Origin of the sequence: Streptosporangium sp. NPDC049644 (assembly GCF_040675205.1) — a bacterium.
In the GTDB taxonomy this organism is placed as follows: Bacteria; Actinomycetota; Actinomycetes; order Streptosporangiales; family Streptosporangiaceae; genus Streptosporangium; species Streptosporangium fukuiense.
On record NZ_JBFAOJ010000035.1, the window covers coordinates 16,963 to 39,914 of the forward strand.

At 71.1% G+C, this 22,952-nt stretch carries 19 protein-coding genes; 8 read left to right on the plus strand and 11 right to left on the minus strand.

Annotated features, from left to right (window positions below; all coding sequences use genetic code 11):
• The first annotated feature begins 17 nt into the window (after window positions 1-17).
• The gene (locus AB0J58_RS20745; protein WP_364217855.1) at window positions 18-3,773 is read left to right on the plus strand and encodes a hypothetical protein; all 3,756 of its coding nucleotides are present in this window, start codon (window positions 18-20) and stop codon (window positions 3,771-3,773) included.
• 193 nt (window positions 3,774-3,966) lie between these two features.
• Window positions 3,967-4,455 carry a GNAT family N-acetyltransferase gene (locus AB0J58_RS20750; RefSeq protein WP_364217856.1) on the plus strand — a complete coding sequence of 163 codons (489 nt, stop codon included), beginning with the start codon at window positions 3,967-3,969 and terminating at the stop codon, window positions 4,453-4,455.
• Here the strand turns inward: AB0J58_RS20750 and AB0J58_RS20755 are convergent.
• The gene (locus AB0J58_RS20755; RefSeq protein ID WP_364217858.1) at window positions 4,436-5,485 is read right to left on the minus strand and encodes a sigma-70 family RNA polymerase sigma factor; all 1,050 of its coding nucleotides are present in this window, start codon (window positions 5,483-5,485) and stop codon (window positions 4,436-4,438) included. The two genes, AB0J58_RS20750 and AB0J58_RS20755, sit on opposite strands and share 20 nt — an antisense overlap.
• 62 nt (window positions 5,486-5,547) lie before the next feature.
• Between AB0J58_RS20755 and AB0J58_RS20760 the strand changes: the two genes are divergently transcribed.
• Together AB0J58_RS20760 and AB0J58_RS20765 are read left to right on the plus strand one after the other, a co-directional pair.
• The gene (locus AB0J58_RS20760) at window positions 5,548-5,901 is read left to right on the plus strand and encodes a VOC family protein (RefSeq protein ID WP_364217860.1); all 354 of its coding nucleotides are present in this window, start codon (window positions 5,548-5,550) and stop codon (window positions 5,899-5,901) included.
• A 32-nt stretch (window positions 5,902-5,933) separates the two neighbouring features.
• Window positions 5,934-6,554 (plus strand): DinB family protein, encoded by a 621-nt coding sequence (locus AB0J58_RS20765; protein WP_364217862.1) that lies wholly within the window; start codon window positions 5,934-5,936, stop codon window positions 6,552-6,554.
• Between the two features lie 87 nt (window positions 6,555-6,641).
• Here AB0J58_RS20765 and AB0J58_RS20770 read toward each other — a convergent pair whose 3' ends face one another.
• On the minus strand, window positions 6,642-7,145 hold the full coding sequence (locus tag AB0J58_RS20770; RefSeq protein WP_364217864.1) for an Lrp/AsnC family transcriptional regulator: 504 nt from the start codon (window positions 7,143-7,145) through the stop codon (window positions 6,642-6,644).
• Window positions 7,146-7,280: 135 nt separating this feature from the next.
• Here AB0J58_RS20770 and AB0J58_RS20775 point away from each other — a divergent pair, with 135 nt between their 5' ends.
• From AB0J58_RS20775 to AB0J58_RS20785, 3 genes are all read left to right on the plus strand, one after another.
• Window positions 7,281-10,757 (plus strand): indolepyruvate ferredoxin oxidoreductase family protein, encoded by a 3,477-nt coding sequence (locus AB0J58_RS20775; protein ID WP_364217866.1) that lies wholly within the window; start codon window positions 7,281-7,283, stop codon window positions 10,755-10,757.
• A gap of 300 nt (window positions 10,758-11,057) precedes the next feature.
• Window positions 11,058-12,278 (plus strand): cytochrome P450, encoded by a 1,221-nt coding sequence (locus AB0J58_RS20780; protein WP_364217868.1) that lies wholly within the window; start codon window positions 11,058-11,060, stop codon window positions 12,276-12,278.
• Between the two features lie 25 nt (window positions 12,279-12,303).
• Window positions 12,304-12,534, plus strand: coding sequence for a (4Fe-4S)-binding protein (locus AB0J58_RS20785; RefSeq protein ID WP_364150132.1), 231 nt, complete (start codon window positions 12,304-12,306; stop codon window positions 12,532-12,534).
• Window positions 12,535-12,667: 133 nt separating this feature from the next.
• Here the strand turns inward: AB0J58_RS20785 and AB0J58_RS20790 are convergent, their stop codons facing one another.
• The 5 genes from AB0J58_RS20790 to AB0J58_RS20810 all read right to left on the minus strand — a co-directional run bounded on the left by AB0J58_RS20790 (window position 12,668) and on the right by AB0J58_RS20810 (window position 18,509).
• Window positions 12,668-13,594 carry a helix-turn-helix domain-containing protein gene (locus AB0J58_RS20790; RefSeq protein WP_364217870.1) on the minus strand — a complete coding sequence of 309 codons (927 nt, stop codon included), beginning with the start codon at window positions 13,592-13,594 and terminating at the stop codon, window positions 12,668-12,670.
• Between the two features lie 154 nt (window positions 13,595-13,748).
• Window positions 13,749-15,149, minus strand: a complete 1,401-nt coding sequence (locus AB0J58_RS20795; RefSeq protein WP_364217872.1) for an amidohydrolase family protein — start codon at window positions 15,147-15,149, stop codon at window positions 13,749-13,751.
• 159 nt (window positions 15,150-15,308) lie between these two features.
• Window positions 15,309-16,526 carry a cytochrome P450 gene (locus tag AB0J58_RS20800; RefSeq protein ID WP_364217874.1) on the minus strand — a complete coding sequence of 406 codons (1,218 nt, stop codon included), beginning with the start codon at window positions 16,524-16,526 and terminating at the stop codon, window positions 15,309-15,311.
• A 28-nt stretch (window positions 16,527-16,554) separates the two neighbouring features.
• The gene (locus AB0J58_RS20805; protein WP_364217876.1) at window positions 16,555-17,301 is read right to left on the minus strand and encodes an SDR family oxidoreductase; all 747 of its coding nucleotides are present in this window, start codon (window positions 17,299-17,301) and stop codon (window positions 16,555-16,557) included.
• Window positions 17,286-18,509: an FAD-dependent oxidoreductase gene (locus tag AB0J58_RS20810; RefSeq protein WP_364217878.1), complete on the minus strand. Its 1,224-nt coding sequence runs from the start codon at window positions 18,507-18,509 to the stop codon at window positions 17,286-17,288. Before AB0J58_RS20810 ends, AB0J58_RS20805 begins: the two co-directional genes overlap by 16 nt.
• A 147-nt stretch (window positions 18,510-18,656) precedes the next feature.
• Between AB0J58_RS20810 and AB0J58_RS20815 the strand changes: the two genes are divergently transcribed.
• Complete coding sequence (locus tag AB0J58_RS20815; protein ID WP_364217880.1) at window positions 18,657-19,364, plus strand: ThuA domain-containing protein; 708 nt, start codon at window positions 18,657-18,659, stop codon at window positions 19,362-19,364.
• A gap of 4 nt (window positions 19,365-19,368) precedes the next feature.
• On the opposite strand, the gene AB0J58_RS20820 is transcribed toward AB0J58_RS20815, so the two are convergent.
• From AB0J58_RS20820 to AB0J58_RS20835, 4 genes are read right to left on the minus strand one after another with little or no spacing between them, the layout of a single operon-like run.
• A complete protein-coding gene (locus tag AB0J58_RS20820) occupies window positions 19,369-20,847 on the minus strand; it encodes an FAD-dependent oxidoreductase (RefSeq protein ID WP_364217882.1) in 1,479 nt (492 codons plus the stop codon).
• A gap of 41 nt (window positions 20,848-20,888) precedes the next feature.
• Window positions 20,889-21,104, minus strand: a complete 216-nt coding sequence (locus tag AB0J58_RS20825) for a hypothetical protein (RefSeq protein WP_364217883.1) — start codon at window positions 21,102-21,104, stop codon at window positions 20,889-20,891.
• Between the two features lie 16 nt (window positions 21,105-21,120).
• Complete coding sequence (locus AB0J58_RS20830; RefSeq protein ID WP_364217885.1) at window positions 21,121-21,882, minus strand: SDR family oxidoreductase; 762 nt, start codon at window positions 21,880-21,882, stop codon at window positions 21,121-21,123.
• Entirely contained in the window at window positions 21,882-22,649 is a 768-nt protein-coding gene (locus AB0J58_RS20835) for an SDR family NAD(P)-dependent oxidoreductase (RefSeq protein WP_364217887.1), read from the minus strand. Before AB0J58_RS20835 ends, AB0J58_RS20830 begins: the two co-directional genes overlap by 1 nt.
• Window positions 22,650-22,952: the final 303 nt, after the last annotated feature.

Below are 22,952 nucleotides of genomic sequence, written 5' to 3' on the forward strand. Positions count from 1 at the left end.
GCAGAGGTGGTGAGGGCGTGTACTTCGAGGCGAGTGCCTCGGGCCACGGCACCATCAACCAGGTGGCCGGGGACCAGAACATCACCTATCAAGACGGTGCACGCGAGCGGTTGCGCACCGAACCGGGCTCGGTGGTGCGGGAATGCCCTTATCCAGGACTGGCCGCGTTCGGACGGGAGCAGGCGCGGTGGTTCTTCGGCAGGGATGACCTGGTCGCCACATTGATCACTTTCTTGGACGAACGCCTGCACGCGGGGGGCATCCAGATTGTCGTGGGAAGGTCGGGGTCGGGAAAGTCCTCGCTGCTCCGGGCCGGTCTGCTGGCCAAACTCGATCAAGGTGTGCTGCCGGGTTCGAAACAGTGGCCGAAGCTGGTCTTCACCCCCACCGCCGACCCGATTCAGGCTTTGGTCACCCAGGTCTCGTCGCTCACCGGCACCGATCCGGCGCGTGTGGCGGCCGAATCGTACCGGTGGACCCCGATGGTGCGTGAAGCGCTGCACCGGCATGTAGGCCGTGAGGATCCCGGCGCCCGTGTCGTGGTGGTCGTGGACCAGTTCGAGGAACTGTTCACCCTCTGCGGAGACGAAGCGCAGCGGCGCCTGTTCGTCGACCTGCTCACTCGAATGACGACCACGGGAACGGACACCGGTGGGAAGGCGCAACCCGCCGGGTTGGTCGTGATCGGAATACGAGCCGATTTCTATGACGCCATCGCCGATTATCCAGAGTTGTATTCCGCCTTTCAGGACAGCCCGCTGCTTGTCGGGGCGATGTCCGAAACAGAGTTACGTGAGGCCATTCTCTACCCGGCGCGGGACGTGGGGCTGAGCATCGGGCCTGGTCTGATCGAAGTGCTCCTCCGTGACATGGGGGCCCTGCCCGGCAGTGGTGAGAACGGGGCGGCCGGCTATGAAGCCGGGCGGCTTCCTCTGCTGGCGCACGCGCTCCGTGCCAGCTGGCAGCAGAGACACGGTGCCACGCTCACCGTGCAGGGTTATGAGACCACCGGTGGCATACAGCGCGCCATCGCGAACACGGCAGACCAGGTCTTCAACCGACTGGACCCCGAAGGAGAGCTGATCGCCCAGTCGATGATCTTGCGTCTCATCAAGATCGGAGACGGGACCGATGACACCAGGCGGCGTCTTTCACACGAGCGGCTGATCAGCTCCAGTGCCGATCCGCAGATGGCCGCGGCGGTACTGGACGCCTTCACCGAGGCGCGCCTGCTCACCCGGAACCAGGACACCGTCGAGATCACCCATGAAGCTCTGTTGCGCGGTTGGCCTCGTCTGCGCGGCTGGATCGAGGGCGACCGCGCCGGACGACTGACCCGGCAGGAACTCGAAGAAGCCGCCGCCGCATGGGATCGCGAGGGTCGCGACTCGTACCTGCTCTACCAGGGCGGGCGACTGGAGACCACCCGCGCTTGGACCAGGAGCGCGCCACATCATGAGCTCACCCCTACCGCACATGCCTTCCTGGCGGCCTCGAACCGGCAAGAACGTCTCACCGCGAGAGCCCGCACCCGCAGGATCGCCGTCCTCGTGGTGTTCGCCCTGGCCGCCTTCGTAGCTTCGATCTTCGCCTTCTTCCAATGGTATGAAGCCCTTGAACAGCGAGATACCGCGAGATCCAACCAGATCGTCGTCGTGGCGGATCAACTCCGTGACACCGATGTGTCCCTGTCGGCCTGGCTGACCCTCGGCGCCCATCGCACGAAAACCAGCGACGAAACATACGGACGGCTCGTCACCAGCGAGAACAGCGTTCTATCCACGGCTCTGACTGGCCATACCGACACCGTCGAATCGGTGGCCTTCAGCCCGGACGGCCGCATCCTCGCCAGCGCGGGCAAGGACGAAACGATCCGGCTCTGGAACATCTCGGGGGGCCTGGCCCGCCCCACACCGTTGGGCGGCCCCCTTGCCGTGTCTTCCGTGCACTCGGTGGCGTTCAGCCCCGATGGCCGGACCCTTGCCGGTGCGGGCACCGACAGGACGATCCGGCTCTGGAACGTCTCCGACCCGGCCCACCCGACGTCTCTGGCCCAACCCCTCACCGGCCACACCGATGACATTCGGTCGGTGATGTTCAGCCCCGATGGCCGCACTCTCGCCAGTGCGAGTGATGACAGGACGATCCGGCTGTGGGACGTCTCCGACTCGGCCCATCCGACGTCTCTGGGCCGACCCCTCACCGGCCACACCGACATCGTCCTCTCGGTGGCGTTCGGTCCGGACGGCCGGACCCTCGCCGGCGCGGGCGCCGACAGATCGATTCGGTTGTGGAACGTCTCCGACCCGGCCCGAGCCACGCCCGTGGGTCGACCGCTCACCGGCCATACCGGCATCATCAACTCGGTGGCGTTCGGTTCGGACGGCAGCACCCTGGCCAGTGCGAGCGATGACCGGACGATCCGGCTGTGGAACGTCTCCGATCCAGCTCAGCCCGCACCTTTGGGCCAACCTCTGGAAGGCGACATCGGTATCCCCAGCTCGGTGGTGTTCAGCCCCGACGGCCATACCCTCGCAGGTGCGAGCAGCGACAGGACGATTCGGTTGTGGAACGTCTCCGACCCGGCCCAGCCCATGCCTCTGGGCCGACCCCTTACCGGCCACACCGCCGCCCTCCGCTCGGTGGCGTTCGGTCCGGACGGTCGCACCCTCGCGAGCGCGGGATTCGACCGGTCGATCCGGCTGTGGAATCTCCCTCATGGCCGCCTCATCGGCCACAGAGGCGCCGTCGTCTCGGTGGCGTTCAGCCCCAGCGGCCGGATCATGGCGAGTGCGGGTGATGACAGGACGATCCGGTTGTGGAACGTCTCCGACCCGGCCCGTCCGACGTCTCTGGGCCGACCCCTTACCGGCCACACCGACATCGTCGTCTCGGTGGCGTTCAGCCCCAGCGGCCGGATCATGGCGAGTGCGGGTGATGACAGGACGATCCGGTTGTGGAACGTCTCCGACCCGGCCCATCCGATGCCTCTGGGCCGACCCCTTACCGGCCACACCGAGGACATGAGATCGGTGGCGTTCAGTCCCGACGGCCGTACCCTCGCCAGCGTGGGCGAGGATGGGGTGATCCGGCTGTGGAACATCTCTGATCCGGCCCAGGCGTCGCTGTTGGGCAGCCCCCTTGCCAACCCCGCCCCTTTGATTTTCGCGGTGGCGTTCAGTCCCGACGGTCGCAGCCTTGCCAGTGCGGGCAACGACGGCTCGATCTGGCTCTGGAATGTCGCTGATCCGGCCCGGCCAACGCGATTCGGCCAACTCCTGCCCCGCCATGCCTCCTACGTGTACTCGGTGGTGTTCAGCCCGGACGGCCGGACCCTCGCCAGCGCGAGCGATGACAGGACGATCCGGCTGTGGGACGTCTCCGACCCGGCCCGTCCGATGCCTCTGGGCAGCCCTCTCACCGGGCACACCGGCAGCGTCGATTCGGTGGCCTTCAGCCCGGACGGCCGTACCCTCGCCGGTGCGGGCGATGACAGGACGATCCGGCTGTGGGATGTCTCCGACCCGGCCCAAGCCACGACTCTGGGGCCATCCCTCACCGGCCACGGCAACGACATCCGCTCTGTGGTGTTCGGCCCGGACGGCCGGACCCTCGCCAGCGCAAGCCGTGACGGCACCGTCTGGCTGTGGTCATTGAAGGTTGATGTGGCCATTCAGCGGATCTGCACCACTGTCCGCAACCCCCTCACCGCCAAGGAGTGGCAGCGCTATGTCGGCAACGACATCCCGTACCCCGCTCTGTGTCCCACGTGAGGTCGTCTGGGACGACCGGTACTGGTCGCCTGTTGGGGCTCCGGGCGAGGGTGATCAGGGGTTTCTGTGATCGGGGGATTCGGCACGCTGGTGGAGTGCGGAATCCCCCCGATCAAGGAGACCATCGCTCCCTGCCTGAGGCACGGGCGAAAAGGATTGGTGGACTCGTCGTCTTCACCGGCATCATGAGCGGATGGTGATCAGAGAAGCCACCGCTGAGGACTGGCTCGCCATCTGGCCGTTCTTCCATGAGATCGTCGCCGCCGGTGAGACCTTCACCTATCCGACCGACCTCGGGCGGGACGCCGGGCGCGGCTGGTGGCTGTTGCCGTCGCCGAACCGTACGGTCGTCGCCGTCGACGACGCGGGGAGGGTCCTGGGCACGGCGAAGATGAACAACAACCAGGCGGGCAACGGCTCGCATGTCGCGAGCGCCAGTTACATGGTCGATCCACGGCATTCCGGTCAGGGCGTCGGCCGGGCGCTCTGCGCGTACACGCTGGAGTGGGCGCGGGCGGCGGGTTTCCGCGCGATGCAGTTCAACGCGGTCGTGGAGACCAACGCGCACGCGGTGCGGCTGTACGAGTCACTCGGCTTCGAGGTGCTGGGCACGGTGCCGGAGGGTTTTCTGCACCCGGCGAAGGGCTACGTCGGGTTGCACGTCATGTATCGCGCTCTCTGAGGGGCAGCGAGGCGGGCAGGCCGAAGGGGACGAAGTGGTCGGGGCCGATGAACGAGGTGATCTCACAGACGCGGTCGCCGCGCAGGGTCAGCACGTTGAGCGCCCAGGGAAGGTACCCGCCGAGGTCCTCGTGCCAGAGGTAGGAGGCCACCGTGGGCTGGCCGTTCGCGCTGATCGGAAGGTTCCGCCAGCCGGGACAGTCGGTCAGCGGGACCCGTACGGCGAAGTCGGTGACGGCCGCCAGGCCGTGGTACCAGTGCGTCAGCGGCGGCATCGACCAGGTGACGTCCTCGGTCAGCAGCGCGACCAGGGTGTCGGCGTCGCCGCTCTCCAGTGCGGAGGAGTACCCGGCGACGATCTCCCGCAGGCGCGCGTCGCCGACCTTCCGCAGGGTCCGCTGCTGGCTGCGGGAGGGGACCTTCTCCGCAACGATCCGGCGGGCCCGCTGCAGGGCACTGTTCACCGACGCGACGCTGGTGTCCATCGTGGTGGCGATCTCGGCGGCGGAGAAGCCGAGGACCTCGAAGAGCAGCAGCGCCGCCCGCTGGTTGCCCGGCAGATGCTGCAGGGCGGCGACGAAGGCCAGTTCGACGGCTTCGCGCTGCTCGTAGCGCGCGTCCGGGGCGGCCGGCCCCTCGGCGAGGCCGGCGTCGGGGTAGGGCCCCAGCCAGGCGACGTCGGCGAGCGGGGCCTCGCCGACCATGGCGTGGTCGCTGGACGGGCCGAGGTCGACGGGCATCGCCCGCCTGCCACGGCGCTCGACGGTGTCCAGGCAGGTGTGGGTGGCCACGGTGTAGAGCCACGAGCGCAGCGAGCTACGGCCCTCGAAGCGCGCGAGCCCTCGCCACGCCCGCAGCAGGGCGTCCTGCAGGGCGTCGTCGGCGTCGTGGGTGGAGCCGAGCATGCGGTAGCAGTGGGCGTGCAGCTCCCGGCGGAGTGGCTCCACCAGGCGGGTGAAGGCGGTGTCGTCGCCGTCGCGCGCCAGGGCCAGGTCGGAGTCCTCGGTCCGTGCGGAAGAAAAATCGCTCACAGGCGATGATTCTGCCGCACGGTGGCGGTCCCCTCTCTGACGAGAACACCAGGAGGATTCCCATGACCCACCATCCCGTGCCCGGATGGTTCGACATCTCCACCCCCGACGCGCCGCGAGCGCGGCACTTCTACCGGGAGATGTTCGGCTGGCCGATGAACGTACTGGACGAGACCTACGCGCTGGTGGGAGGGGAGGACGGCCGGCCGGCGGGCGGGATCGGCCAGGCCGGTCCGGACAGCCCCTACACCGGGATCGTCGTCTATTTCCCGGTCGACGACGTGGACACCGCCCTTGAGCGGGCGGAGAGGCTCGGTGGTGGCCGGAGGCTGGAGCCGCAGAGCGTGCCCGGGATGGGGCGGATAGCCGTGTTCACCGACCCCGACGGCAACGCCGTCGGCCTGCTGAGCCCCTGACATCCACCACCGACCAAGGAGGACAGGTCGACATGACCGAAACAGAGCTGAAAGCCGATCTGCACCGTTATCTGCAGCAGGCCCGTGAGGCGCTGCTGTGGAAGCTCGACGGGCTCTCGGAGTACGACGTCCGCCGCCCGATGACGCCGACCGGCACCAACCTGCTGGGGCTGGTCAAACACCTGATCGGCGTCGAGTTGCTCTATCTGGGATACGTGTTCGGGCGGCACTTCGAGGAAAAGGTGCCCTGGTTCGGTCCCACCGGTCGCCTGGAGGACATGGACCCCGCGGCCGAGGATCCCAACGCCGACATGTGGGCCACCGCCGAGGAGTCCCGCGAGTACGTCGTCGGGCTGTACCGGCGGGCGTGGAAGCACGCGGACGCCACCGTCGAGGCGCTGGGGCTGGACGAGACCGGCCACGTGCCGTGGTGGGCCGAGGGACAGAACAAGCCGACGCTGCACCGGGTCCTGGCCCACCTGATCGCCGAGATCCAGCGGCACGCCGGGCACGCCGACATCGTCCGGGAGCTCATCGACGGGGCCGCCGGGGTGCGGGAGGACAACGACAACCTGGCACCGGGCGACCGGGCGTGGTGGGAGGAGTACCGGAACCGGCTGGAGCGGGTGGCCCGGGAGGCCGGCCAGGGCTGAGCCCGCCGGCCCGCCGCGCGGGGATGCGCTGCCCGGCCGGCGCGTCCCCGCACCCGAGCCCCGGGGCCGAATCGGCGCGGGGCCGGGTCAGCGGCGCTGGTCGCCGCTGCGGCCGCGGCCCCGGCCGCTGGTCAGGGTCGCGAGCAGCGGGCCGAGGCGGTACTCCACCGGGGTCGTCAGGGCGATCTCGGTGGTGGACCGGACGACGCCGCGGATCGTCAGGACCTCCTGGATCAGCGACTGCAGTTCGGCGTGGCTGCGGCAGGCCACCCGGACCATGACGTCGCTGGTGCCGGTGGTGGTGCAGACCTCAAGGACCCGGCTCAGCCGGCCGAGCGCGCCGGTGACCTCGCCCAGGGTGCCCTGGGTCAGCTGCAGGTGCAGGAACGCGGTCACCGGCAGGCCGAGGCGTTCCAGGTCGACCCGGGCGCTGAAGCCCGTCAGCACCCCCGACTCGACGAGCCGCTGGTAGCGCGCCTGAACCGTGTTCCGCGCGACCCCCAGCCGGGCCGCGAGCTCGCTGGTCCCGGCCCGGGGGTCCTCGGACAGGGCGGTCAGAAGCTCCGCGTCGAGCCGGTCAATGCTGGTCACTGTGCGCACCTGTCGTCGTTTGCCATGGGGGTCAACTGAGCAGGACGCTCAATATTCCTGCAGAACCTTGACGTACCAGCCACTCTAACTCCAGATTTACCGACATATGCGTCAGTTTCGGTGAAGGAGGCACACATGACCCAGACCGCCGAGCCCGTGGCCGGGGCGGGTGCCCGTATCGACCTCGCCGATCGCTACCGGCCGGGTTCCGGCCCGGTGCTGCTGACCGGAGTCCAGGCCGTCGGCCGGTTGGTCGCCGAGCAGCGCGCGCGCGACGAGCGGGCCGGTCTGCGCACCGCCACGTTCGTGTCCGGATACCAGGGCAGCCCGCTGGCCGGTCTCGACAAGACGCTCGCCGGCCTGAGGTCCGACGACCTGCGCCTGCTGCCCGGGCTCAACGAGGAACTCGGCGCCACCGCCGTCTGGGGCAGCCAGACCGCCCTGCCCGGCGGGCGGCGGACCCACGACGGCGTGGTGGGTCTCTGGTACGGCAAGGGGCCCGGCGTCGACAGGTCGGGCGACGCGATCCGGCACGCGTCCACGTACGGCGTCGACCCGCGCGGCGGGGTGCTGGCCCTCGCCGGTGACGACCCCGGCTCGTCGTCGTCCACGCTGCCGTGCGTCAGCGAGCGAGCGCTGGCCGCGATGGGGCTGCCCGTGCTCTACCCGCGCGACGCCGAGGAGATGGTCGCCCTCGGGCTGTACGGCATCGCCCTGTCCCGGGCGTCCGGCTGCTGGGTCGGCGTCAAGGTGGTCACCGCGGTGGCCGACGGGCTCTTCACGGTCGACCGCGACTTCGCCGACATGCACATAGAGGTTCCCGGGATCGAGTGGGAGGGGCGGCCGTGGACCTACCGGCAGCGCACCCTGCTCTCCCCGACCGACAGCCTGCTCGCCGAGGCCGACCTGTTCGGTCCCCGGTGGGCGATGGTCGAGGCGTTCGGAGCCGCCAACCCGCTGGACGTCGTCGAGGTCGACCCCGCCGACGCCTGGCTCGGCATCGCGGCGCCCGGCGCGACGTACGACGCGGTGCGCCAGGCCCTGCTCGACCTGGGCCTCGACCAGCGGGACCTCGAGCGGGCCGGGATCCGGCTGATGCGGATCGGGATGCCCTACCCGCTCGGGGCCGGCACCCTGCGGCGGTTCGCGCGCGGGCTCCGCCAGATCCTGGTCGTGGAGGAGAAGACCTCCTTCGTCGAGAGCCAGGTGCGCGACCTGCTGTACGGCTCGGCCGACGCTCCGGCGGTGCTGGGCAAGCGGGACGCGGACGGCCGGCCGCTGGTGCCCGCCGGGGGACTGCTGAACGCCGACCGGCTGACCGGGCCGCTGCGCGGGCTGCTCTCCGACCGGGTCGAGCTCGCCCCGCCGCCGAGGGCACCTCGGATGGCACTCACCCTGACACCGGTGGCGAGCCGCACCCCGTACTTCTGCAGCGGCTGCCCGCACAACCGGTCGACCGTGCTGCCCGAAGGGTCCCTGGGGGCCGGCGGCATCGGGTGCCACACCATGGTGACGATCGCCGACCGCCAGAGCGCGCAGGTCACGTCGCTGACCCAGATGGGCGGCGAGGGGACGCAGTGGCTGGGACAGTCGCAGTTCACCGACGTGCCGCACATCTTCCAGAACGTCGGCGACGGCACCTTCTTCCACTCCGGCCAGCTGGCGCTGCAGGCGTGCGTGGCGGCCGGGGTGAACATCACCTACAAGATCCTCTACAACCAGGTCGTCGCGATGACCGGTGCGCAGGACCCCCAGGGTGCCCTGAGCGTTCCGGCGCTGACCCGCAAGCTGCACGCCGAGGGCGTGGCCAGGATCATCGTCTGCGCCGAGACGCCCCGCGGCTACGGCAGGCGGGCCCGGTTCGCGCCGGGGACGCTCGTCTGGCACCGTGACCGGCTCGACGAGGCGCAGCGACTCCTTCGCGACGTGCCGGGCGTCACCGTGCTCATCTACGACCAGCAGTGCGCGGCCGAGGCCAGGCGGCTCCGCAAGCGCGGCCGGCTCGCCGAGCGGACCGAACGGGTCGTCGTCAACGAGAGCGTCTGCGAGGGGTGCGGCGACTGCGGGGTGCAGAGCAACTGCCTGTCGGTGCAGCCCGTGGAGACCGAGCTCGGCCGCAAGACCAGGATCGACCAGACCTCCTGCAACACCGACTACACCTGCCTGAAGGGGGACTGCCCGTCGTTCGTCACGGTACGGGTCGACCCCTCCCGAAAGCCCGCGGCCACGTCGCGACCCGAGCCCCCCTCGGTGGCGGATCCGGTCATCCCGGTGGCGAGCCCGACGTACGACGTGTTCCTGGCCGGGATCGGCGGCACGGGCATCGTGACGGTCAACGCGGTGCTGGCCACCGCCGCCCTGCACGACGGCCTGCGCAGCGCCGGCCTCGACCAGACCGGCCTGTCGCAGAAGGCCGGCCCGGTGACGTCGCACCTGCGGATCTCGGTCGACGGCGGCGAGCCGGCCAACCGGGTCAGCACCGCCGGCGCCGACACCGTGCTGGCGTTCGACCTGCTCGTGGGCACCGACGCCAGGCACCTGGCCCTGGCGAGCCCCGAGCGCACCGTCGCGATCGCCTCGACGAGCCGGACACCGACCGGGGAGATGGTCTACGACGCCGGCCTCACCTACCCGGACGCCGGGCCGATGCTCGCGCGCCTGCGGAACTCGACGTCCAGGCTGCACGAGCTGGACGCGCTCGGCGCCGCCGAGGCGCTGTTCGGCTCCACGGACGTGGCGAACCTGCTGGTCGTGGGGGCCGCGTTCCAGGCCGGTGCGCTGCCGCTCACCGCGCGGGCCATCGAGCGGGCGATAGCGCTCAACGGGGTGAAGGTCGACCTCAACACCGCCGCCTTCCGCTGGGGCCGGGTGAGCGTCGCCGACCCGGCCGCGTTCGCCCGGGCCGTCTCGGGCGACCGGGTGCGCCCCGCCGCTCCCGACGGCTCCGAGTTCCTGGCCGGCCGGTCCATGGCGGGCGAGACCGCCCGGCTGGCGGGCCTGCGGGCCGTGCAGCTGCGGGCGCACTCGAACGCGGACCTGGCCCGGCGCTACGTCGACCTCGTCGAGACCGCGTGGACCGCCGAGCGGGCCGTGGGGGAGGCGACGGCCTTCAGCGAGGCGGTGGCCCGCGGCGCGCACCGGCTCTGGGCCTACAAGGACGAGTACGAGGTGGCCCGCCTGCTCACCGACCCCGCCGCCGACCCGGTCGCCGGGCAGGTCCCCGGGGCCTCGAAGGTCACCTACAACCTGCACCCGCCGATGCTGCGGTCGATGGGAATGAGCGGGAAGCTCAAGCTCGGTCCCTGGTTCCGGCCGGTGCTGCGCGGGCTCGCCAGGGGGCGGGTGCTGAGAGGTACCCCGCTGGACCCGTTCGGGTTCGCGCACGTCCGCCGGCTTGAGCGCGCGCTGGCGGCCGACTACCGGGACATGGTCGCCGAGCTGGCCCGGACCCTCGACGCGGCCGGCTACGACCGCGCGGTGCGGGCCGCCGAGGCCGCGGAGCTGGTACGCGGCTACGAGGGGGTCAAGCTGGCCGGTGTCGAGCGCTACCGCGAGCGGCGCGACGAGCTCGGCGTCCCGCTCGGCGCCGAGGTGCTGCGGCTCCTGCGCTGACCACCGCTTCCGGCGTCGGTGGTGTGCGGAGCCCGGTGGCCGTCCACGCTTCGAGCCGGTTCTTCGTCCGCGACGCCGGAGCGGCGCGGACGAAGAACCGGTCCCGGCGCCTGTCGAGCAGCAGGTCAGGAGGTCCCATCTTGCAAATGCGCCTCCGTAGTGTCAAGGGGGCTACCTACTGCGACTTTCATGGCATGACCTAGGAACTGACGGTCCATGCTCACCGCTCTCGAAGTCTTGACGTGAGTGTTCTACCGACTACATGCTGGACGCCAGGACCGAGCCGGAGGGCATCCCGCAATGACCACCACAGATCCGATCGTCGCCACCTTCACGATCAGTAGCTTCGAGGCGGCCAAGGAGGTCTATCGCCAGAAGGATCTGCGACAGGCGCTCTACGACGAGGGTGAGGTCGTCATGGGTGACGTCCTGGTCAACCTGCACGGCGACGAGCACCGGAAACGGCGGCGGGTGGAGAACCGCATCTTCCGGCGCGAGACCTTCGACCACTACGAGCGTGACCTGTTCCCCCAGGTCACCGAGGTGACCGTGGCGCCGTACGTGGCCGCGGGCGGCGTCGACCTGGTGCAGCTCGGTCACGAGCTGATGCTCAACCTCGCCGCGCTGACCGCCGGGATCGACCGGCCGGAGGGAACCGCCGAGGAGACCAGGCGGCTGTACGACTACATGCAGTGGTTCATCAAGGGGGCGACGCTCGCGCACTCCACCGAGGACAAGCCGGCCCTCGCCGCGAGGATCCAGCGGGCCCTCGAAGAATGGGACGAGGAGTTCCTCAAGCCCTCCGTCGCCCGCAGGAAGACGGCCCTGGCGGCGCTGGAAGCGGGAGAGATCACCGAGAACGACCTGCCGAGGGACATCCTCACGACGCTGCTGCGCGGTAACGACGAGCTGGCCCTGCCCGCCTTCGCGCTGCGGCGTGAGATCGCCTTCTTCCTGCTGGCCAGCGCGCACACCAGCGCCACCGCCTTCGTACGGTCCATCGACCACATCCTCGGCTGGCTGGCCGACCACCCCGAGGACGCCGAGCGCGTCACGGGTGACCCGATGTTCGTGCAGCGCTGCGTGCACGAGACCGTCCGGCTCAACCCGTCGAGCCCCGTCGGCATGCGATGGGCGCTGGCCCCCGTGTCGCTGAAGTCCGGGACGGAGATACCCCAGGGTTCCAAGGTCGTCATCGACCTGCACGCCGTGAATCGCGACCCCGAGGTGTTCGGCCCCGACGCCGCGGAGTTCAACCCGTATCGCGAGCTGCCGGCCGGGGTCGGCCCCTTCGGCCTGTCGTTCGCCGCGGGTATCCACGTGTGCATCGGACAGGACCTGGCGGCCGGGGTGGTCCCGCGGGCGGACACCGCGCCTGAGGAGCACCTCTTCGGCCTGGTGCCCGGCGCGGTGCGGTACATGTTCAACCAGGGGGTACGCCGCGACCCGGCCGACCCCCCGCAGCGCGACGCCCAGACGCAGCGCCCGTACTGGGGGACGTATCCGGCCCTGCTGGGGTGACGGCGTCGATTTCGCAACGGATCAGGTGAGGGAGCAGATGGGTTACCAGGTACGGGTCGACAAGGATGTCTGCATCAGCTCGGGCAAGTGCGTCGCGGACGCGCCGGCGGCGTTCAGGTTCGACGACGACGAGATAGCCGAGCCCACGACCGGCGCGAGCACGCTGAGCGGCGACCTCCTCGTCGAGATCGCCCGGAACTGCCCTTCCGGCGCCATCCGGCTCTTCGAGCAGGGGGTCGAGGTCGCGGTCGACTAGGGCGGGTTCGCGGGGCCTCGCCCATGCCGCGGGGCGCCGCCCCCGGCTCCGGGGTTCTCACGGCCGCGGCGCGGACACGACAGGGCCCCGTGGAGAGGCGTGTTCTCCACGGGGCCCGAATCGTACGAAAGGCTCAGCGCCGACGGGTGCCCTGGCGCCCGGGAGCGCGCTTGCGCACCGGCGCGCCCGAGTTCGCGCCGCCGCCGCCCGCGCCGGTGCGCCCGGCCCGCAGCGCCGTGGCGGCGAAGCCGTGATCCGACCGCAGCCTGGTGAGGTCCGGGTCGTTGTTCCAGAAGCTCAGCACGTCCTGCTCGGGGAAGTTCGCCGCCATCAGCTGGATCGCGATGTCGTGGCGGACGTACTCCACCGCGACCATCACCACCGCCGGGTTGTCGGAGTAGATGCCCCAGGCGTCGCCGTTGAGGAAGCCGCCGATGACGCACTCCTGCCGGTCGCCCACCGCGACGAACAGGCGGCAGCCCAGGTTCTCCAGTACGACGGCGGGCGGCGAGAGCCGGTGGATGTACGTGTGCGGCACCGGTTTGGTGTCCTCGCCGAACGACATGACCGTCACGGAGACGCCCTGGTCCTGCGCGTCCCGCACCAGCTCGTCGAGCGGGTCCACCTCCTCGGGCCACACCGACAGGAAGAGGTCGCGCTGGGCACTGACGATGACGTCGCTCGCGCGCTCCAGCAGGGCCTCGCGCCCGGTGAGGTTGTGGATCAGGTGCAGCCGGGAGGGCGCCGCGATGCCGGGCAGCGACTCGCGCAGCGAGCCGAGCGTCGACTCGTAGTGCCGGCTGAGCCGGTCGAGCAGCGACTTGGGGGGCAGCGGCAGATAACTGACCGTGTCCTCGGGGGTCCGCACCTCGTAGGTCACGCCGGTCGCGGTCAGCTTGCCGAGGGTCTCGTAGACCGTGCTGCGCGGGACGCCCGACCGCTTGGCCACCTCGTAGCCGTTCAGCGGCTCACCGGCCGCCACCAGAGCGATGTAGGCCTTCGCCTCGTAGCCTGACATGCCGAGCTCCTGAAGACGCTCGATGATGCCCTCGGTACTCATCGCGAGCCTGACCTTTCCTGCTGTCGCGTGGGGCCTAGCCGCTGGCGTCGACCGGAGGTCCGTGAGCCTGGTCGCAACAGCCAGTCGAGAAGTCGGGTGCGCACCCACACTACAGGCCGGTGCCCTCCGGCCGGGACAGCTTGTGGATCTTCGTTCATGCGCGCGACATGTCCAGCATCTGCTCGTCGGTCAGGGGCTTGCTGCCCGAGGCCGCGAGGGCGGTGTCCTCGAACGCGAACGCCCGGGTCAGCGGGCACGCCGCGAGGAAGGCCACCTTCTCCCCGGCCCGCGGACGGCGCTCGGGGATCGGCCGGGTCAGGTCGACGCGGACGCCGTCCTTGATCACCTCGTGGATCGCCCCCTCGCGGACCAGCACGGTGACGTCCTTCAGCGGGTCGCCGTCGACCACGATCACGTCGGCGACGTAGCCCTCGACGAGCGCCCCGACCTGCCCCTCCATCTTCATCGCCCACGCGGCCTTGGAGGTGGCCGCCACGATCGCCTCCATGGGGGAGAAGCCCGCGTAGCGCACGAGCATGTCGAGTTCGCGCGCGTGCCACTCCCCGCAGGGGGTGACCGCGAAGCCGGTCTCCGATCCCGTGATGACCCGCACCCCGGCCCGGTGCGCCTTGCCGATCATCTCTCCGGTCACCTCCAGCTCGGCCCTGAAGACGTCGAGCAGCGCCGGGGCCGTCCCCACCTTCTCGCCGTAGTCGACGAGGTTGCCGAGCAGCGTCAACGTCGGGCAGAGCGTGGTCCCGTTCTCCAGCACCGCCTCCAGCGCGGCGTCGTCCATGTAGCTGGAGTGGTAGATCATGTCGACGCCGGCCTCGGCGGACTCCTTCGTGCTGATCGAGTTGCGGCAGTGCCCGACCACCGGCGTGTTCAGCTCGTGGGCCGCCTCGACGACCGCCCTGATCTCGCGCTGGGACCAGACCTTGACCTCCGGGCCCTTCACCGAGGGGATGAGCCCGGTGACCATGATCTTGATCCAGTCGACGCCGTGCTTCACCTGACGCCGCACCTCGCGGGTGATCCCGTCGAGATCGTGGACCACCGTCGCGTAGCCCGTCGTGCCCTCGTCCCTGATCAGCCGGCCGGCGGTGCCGCCGAGCATCGTCATCAGCGCGTTGCCGCCCGCCCGCATCCGCGGGCCCTCCACGATCCCCGCCTCGATCGCGTCCCGGAGCTCGACCCCGATGTTCCACAGGCAGTCGGCGTCCATGACGCTGGTGACGCCCGCCCGCAGGACCTTGCCCGAGTTGTGCGCGGACAGCATGGAGCTGTACGCCTCGGTGCGGTGGAAGAACAGCTCGTCGTTGCCGGTCGGCTCGCCGAAGGACAGGTGGGTGTGCGCGTCGATCAGGCCCGGCATGACGGTCTTGCCGGAGGCGTCGATCCGCAGCGCGTCGGGCGTGCGCGCCACGATCTCGTCGGCGGAGGCGCCGACCGCCGCGATCCTGCCCTCGTGGATCAGCACGGTCTCACCGGTGCGCGCGGGAGCCCCGGTCCCGTCGATGACGGTTCCGCCCTCGATGGCGATCATCTGCGACATTCGACTCTCCTCACGCTGGGGTACGGCCGGGACGGCCCGGAATCGGGCAGTCCCGGCCACTGCTGATCCTGCGCCGCGACATGGCTAGTGTCAAGGCGTATAACGACCAATACTCGCCCGCTCGTGACCTGCGGTCCTGTGCCGGCCGGACCCGCCTCGTCACGACACCTCCCGCCCGAACAGGACCGGGTAGCTGCCGAAGTGGTCCCGGCTGGAGTGCGACTCCTTCACCGGGGGGTTGGCGGGATCGAGCCGCACGCCGTGGCGGAGCAGCTCGCGCACCATCAGCGGCACCGTGCCGAGGACGTGCTCCGCCTCGCCCTCCTTGGGCACGGTGCCGCCGTCCAGCTCCATGCCGATGCAGGCGTGCATGCCGCCGCCGAAGGTGTGGCCCCAGGGCTGGACCCCGGAGGGCACCGTCCGGTCGGGGTCGAAGGCCGCGGCGTCCGCCCCGAACACCTCCGGATCGGCGTTGGCGGCCTTGATGTCCATCCGCACGAACGTCCCGGCGGGGATCGACCGCCCGTCCCGCAGGGTCACCTCGGTGACGGCCTGGCGCCTGGCCTCGGGGCTCGCCGGATGCAGCCGCAGGACCTCGTGCACGCAGCGCTGGACGAACAGGTCGTCGTCGAGGCGGTGCGCCCGGTCCGGGTGCCGCTCCGCCCAGCGCAGGATCTCGTCGACGGAGTGGGTGAAGGCGTTCGCGGTGCTGTGCGATCCCGCCTGCAGGTAGAAGGCGACCTCGCGCAGCATGACGTCCCGGTCGATCCGCAACTCCTCGTGGTTGCGGATCAGGGCCATCAGCACGTCCTTCGGGTACTCCTCCTCGGCGACCGCCGGGTCCGCGAGCAGGGCCGTGCGCCGCTCGTACGACGGCGTGAAGAACATCTCGTCGAACCGGCCGAGCGCCTCGGACACCTCCGCCCGCACCACGTCGGGATCGCGGGTGGTGTGGATCAGTGTCGCGCCCTCGGAGAACTTGGTCGCGAACTCCTGCAGCGCGTCGGTCTCCCGCACCGAGCCGGTCACCCGGTCGACGCCGGCGACCTTGGCGGTCAGGTTCATCACGGTCCGGGTGCCCAGCAGCACCAGGTCGGCGGCCCCCCGCGCGATGACGGGTGTGAAGGCCTCGTCGATGATCTCGGGGACGAGGTCGGCCTCCCAGGTCCTGAAGGTGCCCCGGCGGAAGAGCCGGTTCTCGACGCGGCGGCGGAGCTGGTGGTCGGACCCGTGCAGATCGAGCAGGGTGTCCCGCATGACCACGCCGCCCGCGGTGTACAGGCCCTGGCGCAGCTCGCGCTGCCGGAAGGCGTCCCAGAGCTCCTGGTACCTCGTCAGGGTCACGGTCGAATCGTCGAGGATGTTCGTGCCGGTCATTGTCGCTCCCGCTGTCAGTCGGTGTCTGCTACTGGAGACCCTGGTGGACCCCGCCGTCCACGGGGATCGCCGTGCCGGTGACGTACCGTGCCTGCTCCGAGCAGAGGAAGGTCACGACGGCGCCGAAGTCCCGCGGCTCGCCGAGCGCCCTCGCCGGGATCTGGGCGATCTCGGCATCCAGGTTCCCGCCGTAGACGGCGCCGACCCGCTCGGTGGCGTGCAGGCCGGGCTGCACCGAGTTCACGGTCACCCCGTCGGCGGCGACCTCACGGGCGAGGGTCTTCAGGAAGCCGGTGGCTCCGGCCCGCGCCGTGGTCGACAGGATCAGGTTGGCGATCGGCTGCCGGACGGTGATGGACGTGATCGCGACGACCCGTCCCCAGCCGTTCTCGCGCATGGCGGGCACCGCGGCGAGGCACATCCGGACCACGGACATCAGGTTGAGGTCCAGCGCGCGGGGATAGTCCTCGGCCCTGGCATGGGCGAAGTCGCCCGGCGGCGGGCCGGGCGCGTTCGTCACCAGGATGTCGACGCCGCCCATCACGCGCCGCGCCTCGCGCACGAACCGCTCGCCGCCCTCGGGGTCGGACAGGTCGGCCACCACCCACGAGGCGTTCGATCCGATGCGCTCGGCCGCGGCGCGGGCCCGGTCCGCGTCGGTGCCGCAGATCGTGACCCGCGCGCCCTCCGCCGCCAGGGCGGCCGCGGCCGCGAAGCCCAGCCCGCCGCTTGAGGCGCCGATCGCCGCCCGCCGTCCGCTCAGTCCGAGATCCATGCTGATCCCCTCATCTCGTCGGTCTCCTCATGGAACACCCCGCCCGCGAGCCGGCGGCCGAGGGCACGCAGCTCACGGCCCCTCCCGACGCCGGTCACCGCCCGCACCCGCCCGGCCGTCACGGTCCTGGCCAGGAACTCGCCCGGCTCTCCCGCACGTCCGACGGTGCCGTCCACGACCGTCGGCGCGCCCGCGTCCGGCCATCCCGCGACCTCCAGGTGGACGTCGTACTGGTCGGTCCAGAACCACGGCGACTCGTCCAGCGGGGTCGGGGGGCCCGCGATGGTCGCCGCGACGGCCCCGGCCTGCTGGATCGCGTACTTCCAGTGCTCCACCCGCTCATGGCGCCCCCGGTGCGGGACGAACTGCTCCACCACGTCGCCCGCGGCGTACACGTCGGCGGCACCGGTGCGGCCGAACTCGTCGGTGCGGATGCCCACGCCCACCTCCAGGCCCGCCGAGACGGCCAGTCCGGCGTTGGGCACGGCGCCGAGGCCGGCCACCACCACCTGGGCGGGCAGCCGCTCGCCGTCGTCCAGGACGACGGCCTCCACCCGCCGGCCGCCCACGATCTCGCGTACCGTCCGGCCGGGTCGCAGCCGCACGCCGCGGTCGCCGTGCAGGCCGGCCAGCATCTCGCCGACCGCGGCCGGCACCAGCCGGTACAGGGGGGTGGGAAACGGGTCGACCGCGACGACGTCGGCGCCGAGCCGGTTCAGCGTGGCGGCGACCTCCGAACCGACCAGTCCCGTCCCCACGACCACGACCCGGGTTCCCGGCGAGACCTCGGCCCGCAGCCGGTCGGCGTCGGCGAGGGTCCGCAGCAGGTGCACACCGGGCAACGTGGCACCGGGGAAGCCGGGGCGCCTGGCCGCCGCCCCGGTGCACAGCACCAGGACGCCGTACGGCCGTTCGCGTCCGCCGACCGTGACCCGGTGCTCGGCCGGGTGCAGCTCCGTCACCGGGTGCCCCAGCACCAGCTCGATGTCGTTGTCCGCGAACCGCTGCTCCGGCGCGACCAGCAGGTGGCGAGCCTCGCGCTGTCCCGCCAGGTAGGCCTTGGACAGCTGGGGACGCTCGTAGGGGAGCGCCGCCTCCTCGCCGATCAGCACGATGGGCTCGTCCCAGCCGTGGCGCCGCAGCGCCAGGGCGGCCGTGGCGCCGGCCAGGCTCGCGCCGACGATGACCGCCGGGCCGCGGGCCGTCACGGTTCGTGCCGCACCACGTGGCGGAACATGGGCTCTCCCTTCCGGGTACCGGTCTGGACGGGGTCGTGGGGCGGGAGGCTTTCCAGCTACGATCCCGTTGGGTCAGAATGTAGTCGTTAGATTCCTCACGTCAAGAAGGACAAGCCAATGCCTGAGGTGGCAGCGCGATCGGCACTGATCCTCTCCGGAGGCGTGGCGCATGACTTCCCGACGAGTTCCGCGATCCTGGCCGAGGTGCTGGGCGAGGCGGGGTTCGAGACCGTCGTGACCACGGACGTCGAAGGGGCATGCCGCGGCCTGACCGGTGAGCGGCGGCCGGCGCTGCTGGTGTTCAACATGCTCAGGTGGACGATGCGGGTCGAGCGTTACGCCCACCTGCGTGCCGACTGGTCGATCTCGCTGAGCCCGCCCGCGCGGGAGGCGCTGGCCGGCCACCTGCGGCACGGTGGCGGGATACTCGCGATGCACGGCGCCAGCATCTGTTTCGACGACTGGCCCGGCTGGCGTGACCTGCTGGGCGGGGTCTGGCGCTGGGACCGGTCCTCGCACCCGCCGCTGGACGGTCCCGTGCGCGTCACCGTGGCCACCGGGAGCCATCCGATCGTCGACGGGATCGGCGACTTCGACGTCGTCGACGAGGTGTACGGCTTCCTCGACAGCACGCCGGACGTCCGCGGGCTGATGAGCTCGCCACACGGCGGCACCGACCATCCCCTGCTCTGGGCGCGCGAGGTCGGGGCCGGCCGCGTGGTCTACGACGCACTGGGGCATGACGGCCGCTCCTACGAGGTGCCCGAGCACCGCCGCGTCGTCCAGCGCTCCGCCCTGTGGGCCTCGGGCCACCAGCTTTCCTGATATGTCAGGACTCGTGCGCGCCGAGGTGTACCAGTGCGATCCTCGCGCCGAGCCGGCTGGGCAGGAAGGCGCCCTGGACGCTGCCGCGACCGGCGGTGTCGTCCACGCCTGAGGCCGCGGCCCGGCCGGCGAGCCGTCCCAGGGTGAATCCGCCGGAGATGCGGGTGCCGCCCAGGTCGGCCGTCGCGCTCAGGCCCCCGAGGCAGTCGCCCGCCGCGAACAGGCCGCCGATGGGCATGCCGAAGACGTCCAGCACCTGCAACCGCTGGGTGACGCGGAAACCGCCGGAGACGAAGTTCACCCCGATCACCATCGGTACCGCGGTGAACGGCGGCGTACTCGTCGTCCGGCGCCCCGGAGGCATCACCACCCGTCCGGTCAGCGGATCCCTGCTCCGGCCGCCGTCGAGGAAGGCGTTCCACTCCCGCACCGTCCGGTCGAGGGCGTCGGCGGGGACGCCGATCTCCCCGGCGAGGGCCTCCAGCGACGGCGCCGAAACGGCGGGCTGGGGCATCTGCTCGATGAGCGCGGCCTTCTCCTCGGCGACGACGGAGTCGAAGACGTACCAGCCGCGGCGGCCCGGCTGCGCCAGCAGGTGGGCCACGCGCTCCTCGTACGGTCCCGCCTCGTCCGCGAACCTGACGCCCTCGCCGTTGACCGCGATCGCGTCCTCGACCAGCGAGGAGGACACGATCACCAGCGGCGGCACATGGGTCATGTTGATCAGGTCTCCGCCGACCGCCTGTCCCATCAGGTGCCCGTCGCCCCGGCAGGTGTCGACGCCCAGGTACGGCCCCTCCGCGAGGAACCTCGGCTGGAACCGCTGCCGCAGCAGGGGATTGGCCTGGTAGCCGCCGGTGGCGAGGACGACCCCGCGGCGCGCGGTGATCGTGACGGTCCGCCCGTCGGCCTGCCGCACCACCACGCCGGTCACCCTGCCCTCGCCGTCGGTCACCAGCCGCCGGGCCGTCGTCCGGAAGAACGTCCGCACGTTGGGAAGCCCGAAATCGGGCTGGAAGGCCCGCTGGAACATCCACGGATCGACCACCGCGGCCATCCGGTCGATCGAGTGCTGTCGCGGCCGGGGGATGAACCGGCTGAACCGCACGCCCCGGTCGGTCAGGATGCGACAGGTCTCGGCGCTCTCCTGGGCGAAGAGGCGGACAAGGTCCTCGTCCCAGGTCACGCCGTACTCCTCCGCGGCCGCCTCGACCATCCGTCCGGCGTCACGGACGAACGTCTCCACATCGTCCTCGATGCCCTGGTCCGCCTGCATGGCCGATCCGACGAACGCCAGGTACCCCGTGGACCAGACGCAGTTGCCGCCGATCTCTCCCAGGGCCTCGACGGCCACCACCTCGACCCCCTCGGCCGCCGCCGAGGCCACCGCGGCCATGCCGGCGGGGCCGGTGCCCAGCACCACCACGTCCGCGGCCGACTCCGCGTCGCCCGTTCCGAGATCGATCGCCGCCTGAGATGTCATCCGGACAACCTCCGCCAATTCCGTAGTGGTGTAACTAACGTCTATTGCGGTGAGGCGTGAGCGGAGAAGCCGGGGGAACGGGTGCCACCGCCCCCTCGGCGGACATCGTGGCCGCCGCCCTGGATCCCGCCGTCGGCCCAGGCCGCGCGTACCGCGCGCGTGGCGACGTCCGCCCAGGTCAGGCTCAGGGCGGCAGCATATTCGGCGATGGCGCGCTCGATGTCGTCCACGACGAGGCCGTAGTGGACGTGCTCCATGCCGATGCCGTTCTCCTCAGGCCTGCGTGACCCCGAGCGCCAGCCCGCCGTCGACGGTGAGGATGCTGCCGGTCACCCACTCGGCGCAGGCGAGGTAGACGACCGCCTCGGCCACCTCCTCGGCGGTCCCGATCCGGCCGAGCGCGTGTGCTCCCGCGAGTCCCCGCAGGCGCGCGTGGGCCTCCTCGGCGGTGCCCAGCCCCGCGCGCTCGTTGATCTCGGTGAAGACCGCGCCGGGCCGGACGCAGTTGACCCGGACGCCCTGGGGCCCGAGCTCGGACGCGAGCACCCCGGTGAGGGTCTCCAGCGCGCCCTTGGTGGCCGCGTAGGGCGAGGCCCCGGGAAAGGCCCGCTGGGTGTGCACGGAGCCGAAGAAGACGATCGACCCCCTGCTCTCGCGCAGGGCCGGCAGGGCGAGCCCCGACAGCTGCGTCGGGCCGACGACGTTCGAGTGGTAGAGATCGAGCATCTGCCGCTCGTCGAGCTCGTCCAGCGCTCCGCGGTACATGTTGCCCGCGGCGTTGACCAGCGTGTCGAGGCCGCCGCCGTGCTCCAGGGCGGCCGCCAGCAGCCGCTCGCGGTCCGCCGCGACGGTGACGTCGCCCGCCACTGCCAGGCAGGCGGGACCCAGCTCGCCGGCCACCTCTTTGAGCCGGTGTTCGCGCCGGCCGGAGACGGTGACCCGCGCCCCGCGCTCGACCAGGGTGCGCGCCACCCCGGCGCCGATCCCGGAACCCCCTCCGGTCACCAGGATCGACGTGCCCGCGATGTCCTTCATCAGGCCCCCACCGAGTCGACGGTCTTCGGGCGGGCCAGGTTCCGCAGGGCGGCCTTCGTCAGACCGCCGTCGACGGCGACCGTCTGCCCGGTGATGTACGCCGCGCCGGCCGACCCCAGGAACAGCACGCAGTCCGCGACCTGCTCGGCGGTACCGAGCCGGCCGAGCGGCACCTGCGCCTGGCGCAGCTCGCGGACCTCCTCGTCGGCGTAGATGGCATCCGACATGCCGGCGAGGATGAGCCCGGGAGCCACGGTGTTCACCCGGATCCCGGCCGGCCCCCATTCCAGCGACATCTGCTCGGTCAGCCGGATGACGGCGGCCTTGGTGGCGGTGTAGGCGCCGGCGTTGGGCGCGGCGGCGATGCCGTTGATCGAGGCGATGTTCACGATCGCGCCCCCTCCCGCCGGTTCCATCAGCCCCGCCGCGTGCCGGGAGACCAGGAACGTTCCGGTGAGGTTGACCTTGAGCACGGCATCCCAGTCGTCCAGGCTCAGGGTGCGCAACGGACCGAACCGCACCAGCCCGGCGTTGTTCACCACCAGCGCGGGCGCCTCGTCGAGCGCGGCGAACGCGGCGGCGACCGACGGTTCGGACGTGACGTCCACCTTGCCGGCATGGGCCGACTCCCCGATGCCGGACGCGACCTCCCGCGCCGCCGCCTCGTCGACGTCCCAGAGCGCGACCCGGTAACCCGCCTTGGCGGCGTGCCGGGCGATGACCGCTCCGATGCCGCTCCCGGCCCCCGTGACAACGGCCAAGCTCATCTAGCGCTCCTTCGCGGGGCGGCGGGCGCCGCCGGGCTGGGCTCTCCGGGTGACAACGGCCAAGCTCATCTAGCGCTCCTTCGCGGGGCGGCGGGCGCCGCCGGGTCGGGCGCTTCGAGTGACAACCGCCAAGCTCATCTAGCGCTCCTTCGAGTTCTGGACGACGCGTCGTCCGCGGATCCCCGCCGGCTCGTACGGGCTCCCGCCCCGTGCGGTTCGTCCGTGGAAAATACGTCGCTATAGCACCAACGACTATAAGCTGTCGTCAGAAGGTTCGTCCACACCGCGCCCCGCGATTTCTTA

What these genes read in the sequence shown, in the direction of transcription:
- AB0J58_RS20750 (WP_364217856.1), top strand. Translation starts at nt 3,967, where the DNA reads ATGGTGATCAGAGAAGCCACCGCTGAGGACTGGCTCGCCATCTGGCCG.
- AB0J58_RS20760 (WP_364217860.1), top strand. Translation starts at nt 5,548, where the DNA reads ATGACCCACCATCCCGTGCCCGGATGGTTCGACATCTCCACCCCCGAC.
- AB0J58_RS20765 (WP_364217862.1), top strand. Translation starts at nt 5,934, where the DNA reads ATGACCGAAACAGAGCTGAAAGCCGATCTGCACCGTTATCTGCAGCAG.
- AB0J58_RS20775 (WP_364217866.1), top strand. Translation starts at nt 7,281, where the DNA reads ATGACCCAGACCGCCGAGCCCGTGGCCGGGGCGGGTGCCCGTATCGAC.
- AB0J58_RS20780 (WP_364217868.1), top strand. Translation starts at nt 11,058, where the DNA reads ATGACCACCACAGATCCGATCGTCGCCACCTTCACGATCAGTAGCTTC.
- AB0J58_RS20790 (WP_364217870.1), bottom strand. Translation starts at nt 13,594, where the DNA reads ATGAGTACCGAGGGCATCATCGAGCGTCTTCAGGAGCTCGGCATGTCA.
- AB0J58_RS20795 (WP_364217872.1), bottom strand. Translation starts at nt 15,149, where the DNA reads ATGTCGCAGATGATCGCCATCGAGGGCGGAACCGTCATCGACGGGACC.
- AB0J58_RS20800 (WP_364217874.1), bottom strand. Translation starts at nt 16,526, where the DNA reads ATGACCGGCACGAACATCCTCGACGATTCGACCGTGACCCTGACGAGG.
- AB0J58_RS20805 (WP_364217876.1), bottom strand. Translation starts at nt 17,301, where the DNA reads ATGGATCTCGGACTGAGCGGACGGCGGGCGGCGATCGGCGCCTCAAGC.
- AB0J58_RS20815 (WP_364217880.1), top strand. Translation starts at nt 18,657, where the DNA reads ATGCCTGAGGTGGCAGCGCGATCGGCACTGATCCTCTCCGGAGGCGTG.
- AB0J58_RS20820 (WP_364217882.1), bottom strand. Translation starts at nt 20,847, where the DNA reads ATGACATCTCAGGCGGCGATCGATCTCGGAACGGGCGACGCGGAGTCG.
- AB0J58_RS20825 (WP_364217883.1), bottom strand. Translation starts at nt 21,104, where the DNA reads ATGGAGCACGTCCACTACGGCCTCGTCGTGGACGACATCGAGCGCGCC.
- AB0J58_RS20830 (WP_364217885.1), bottom strand. Translation starts at nt 21,882, where the DNA reads ATGAAGGACATCGCGGGCACGTCGATCCTGGTGACCGGAGGGGGTTCC.
- AB0J58_RS20835 (WP_364217887.1), bottom strand. Translation starts at nt 22,649, where the DNA reads ATGAGCTTGGCCGTTGTCACGGGGGCCGGGAGCGGCATCGGAGCGGTC.